The following is a 2,892-nucleotide window of genomic DNA, read 5'->3' as shown; positions in this document are numbered from 1 at the left end:
GATGCAGGGCATGGACCAGGGCTCGATGCAGGGCATGGACCACAGCAAGATGCAAGGCATGGACCAGGGCTCAATGCAGGGCATGGACCACAGCAAGATGCAAGGCATGGACCAGGGCTCAATGCAGGGCATGGACCACAGCAAAATGCAAGGCATGGACCAGGGCTCAATGCAGGGCATGGATCATGGCGCCATGCAGATGCAGGGTGGAAGCGCTCCGCCGGACGCCAGAGATCCAGATGCTTATTCCGACGGCGCAAAGCTCGGCGTCGGCCAATACGCGATTGGCCCCAGCCGGTCGCTGCATATGGCGGACGAACATATCTTCGCGTCCGTTCTCGTTGATCGCCTTGAATGGACCAAAGGCAACGAAAGCAATGCGGCATCCTACGAAGCGCAGGCGTGGATTGGGAATGCGTTCAACAAGTTCGTGATCAAGGCAGAAGGCGAGGTGGAAAAGGGCAAGGTTCCCGAAGCCCGCACCGAACTGTTGTGGGGACACGCCATTGCCACGTATTGGGACACCCAACTGGGTGTCCGGAACGACGCCGGCTATGGGCGCCCTGCACGCAACTGGCTTGCGTTCGGTGTGCAAGGGTTGGCGCCTTACTGGTTCGAAGTCGAGGCAACCGGCTATGTCGGCACCGAGGGACGAACCGCGCTGCGCCTTTCCGGTGAGTATGATTTGCTGCTGACCCAGAGGCTGATCTTGCAGCCCAGGTTGGAAGCCAGCCTGTACGGCAAGAACGACCCCGAAATCGGTATCGGCAGTGGCCTTTCCAGCGGCGCTGTCGGAGTGCGATTGCGCTATGAATTTAGCCGGCAGTTTGCGCCGTACATCGGTATCGAACGCTCGCAAAGCTTTGGCAATACCGCAAACATGGTCCGAGCCTCCGGCGGTCGCAGCGGCGAGACGCGCTTCGTCGCGGGTATTCGCATGTGGTTCTGATCGTCTTTATCCTTTCTCACCCCACCAGCAATTGGAGTTTTTCATGCAAGCATCACGCCTCACTATTCGTGCGACCCTCGCGGCTGCCGCATTGCTCGTCAGCTCCGTGGCCTTTGCGCACCCGAAGCTGCTCACATCGACACCCGCTGACAAGGCGGAAGTCGCCGCTCCCCAAAAGATCGAACTGAAGTTCTCGGAGAATCTTTCGACGCAGTTCTCAGGCGCAAATCTGCTGATGACCGGCATGCCGGGCATGGCTGACCACTCGCCGATGAAGATCGCAGCAAAGGTCGCCGGCGGCGACGATCCCAAGACCATGGTGGTCACGCCTACGCAGCCGCTCAGCCCCGGCAACTATCGTGTGGAATGGCGCGCTGTGTCGTCCGACACCCATCCGATCAACGGCAATATCACCTTCACCGTCAAGTAAGCTGCAATGGACTGGGCAACTGTCGCAGTGCGTTTCGCACTCTATCTAGATCTCGCAGCGCTGTTTGGCCTTCCGCTGTTCGCCTTGTATGCATTGCGCCAGGAGGAGCGGCGGTCACCGATCGGTGCCTCCTTTGCAACTCTTTGCAAGGTGGCCGCAACGCTCGGTATCGTCCTGTCGTTCGTGAACATCGCCGTCATGGCGAAGGGCATGACGGGCGCCGCTTCGTACACGGAACTTCAAGGCCACGTTTTCGAGATGATTGTGACCGGGACCGCGTTCGGTACGGCCTGGATTGTTCGTGTGGTTGCCCTGTTCCTGTGTCTGCTCGCCGCGCTCTTCCTGCGTAATCGGCCGCTGTCCCAGTTCAGCGCCATAACAGGCGGTGCCGCGTTCGCGCTGGCAACCTTGGCGTGGGGAGGGCACGGCGCGATGGACGACGGCGTGAAGGGCTATATCCACCTTGCATCAGACATCGCACACCTGATCGCAGCCGGCGCATGGTTCGGTGCCCTGATTGCCTTCGTTGTGTTGTCCCGCACGGCCGCAACCCCCAACAAGGTGGCGCTACTGAGCCGGACGTCCAATGGATTCGCCCAGGTCGGCACGATGGTGGTTGCCACCCTGGTGGTCACCGGCGTCGTCAACTACTGGATGATTATTGGGTTGCAACTGCCGGAACTGAGCCTGGCGTCGTACGGTGGCCTGCTGCTATTCAAGCTAGCACTCTTCGGCATCATGCTGCTGCTCGCAGCGGCCAACCGTTTCCATCTCAGCCCGCAGCTTGAACATGCGGTTCGCACCGGGGATCACGTGGTCGCCGTACGCACGCTGCAACGCAGCCTGACGATCGAGACCGGCGCCGCGACGCTGATCCTGATTCTGGTTGCATCGCTCGGCATTCTTTCCCCCATGCAAATGTAAGACCCGTCCAATTCAGAGGCTGAGTCGATCCGACTCGGCCCATCCCTAACATCCCACCACCGAGGTTCGCCATGAAGACACTCGCGCTTTCTCTCATCGCTGTGGCCTTTGTACCGTCGCTGGCGACAGCCGCCCCGAGCAATGACAGCTCGGCCACGCGCAAACCGGCTGCATCGGTCGCAGGACAACCTGGCGTTAGTGCCAAGGCCACGCGTACGGTGGACGTCACGATGAACGACACCATGCGATTCTCGCCCGACGCGATCCCGGTGAAAGCGGGTGACACCATCCGGTTTCAGGTACGCAATGCCGGGATGATCGAGCACGAGATGGTGATCGGCACGACGGCCGAACTGAAAGAGCATGCAAAAATGATGCGGGAGATGGCCGGCGAAAAGCACGCTGCCCCGAACAAGCTCACGCTCGCACCGGGCGCACAGGGAACTCTCGTCTGGCGGTTTGAAAAGCCTGGAACGGTCGATTTCGCCTGCCTGGTGCCCGGCCACTTCGAAGCCGGTATGGTCGGCAAGGTCGTTGTGAGAAAATAGCGCGGCACGCGACTAACCACTCCCGCCAAACTGACCGATGG

At 60.4% G+C, this 2,892-nt stretch carries 4 protein-coding genes; all 4 read left to right on the top strand.

Annotated features, from left to right (window positions below; translation table 11 throughout):
* The coding region (locus FFS21_RS31780; RefSeq protein WP_029700135.1) for a copper resistance protein B at positions 1-949 on the top strand (949 nt) is incomplete at its 5' end.
* Positions 950-992: 43 nt separating this feature from the next.
* Complete coding sequence (gene copC, locus FFS21_RS31775; protein WP_008652096.1) at positions 993-1,379, top strand: copper homeostasis periplasmic binding protein CopC; 387 nt, start codon at positions 993-995, stop codon at positions 1,377-1,379.
* Between the two features lie 6 nt (positions 1,380-1,385).
* The gene (gene copD / locus FFS21_RS31770) at positions 1,386-2,303 is read left to right on the top strand and encodes a copper homeostasis membrane protein CopD (RefSeq protein ID WP_008652092.1); all 918 of its coding nucleotides are present in this window, start codon (positions 1,386-1,388) and stop codon (positions 2,301-2,303) included.
* Positions 2,304-2,374: 71 nt separating this feature from the next.
* Entirely contained in the window at positions 2,375-2,851 is a 477-nt protein-coding gene (locus tag FFS21_RS31765) for a cupredoxin domain-containing protein (RefSeq protein WP_011229401.1), read from the top strand.
* Positions 2,852-2,892 lie beyond the last annotated feature (41 nt).

The sequence above is a fragment of the Cupriavidus sp. 2SB genome, assembly GCF_005503625.1.
Lineage (GTDB): Bacteria > Pseudomonadota > Gammaproteobacteria > Burkholderiales > Burkholderiaceae > Cupriavidus.
The sequence above is the reverse complement of the archived record's forward strand: the minus strand, read 5'-3'. Positions and strand labels throughout refer to the sequence as shown.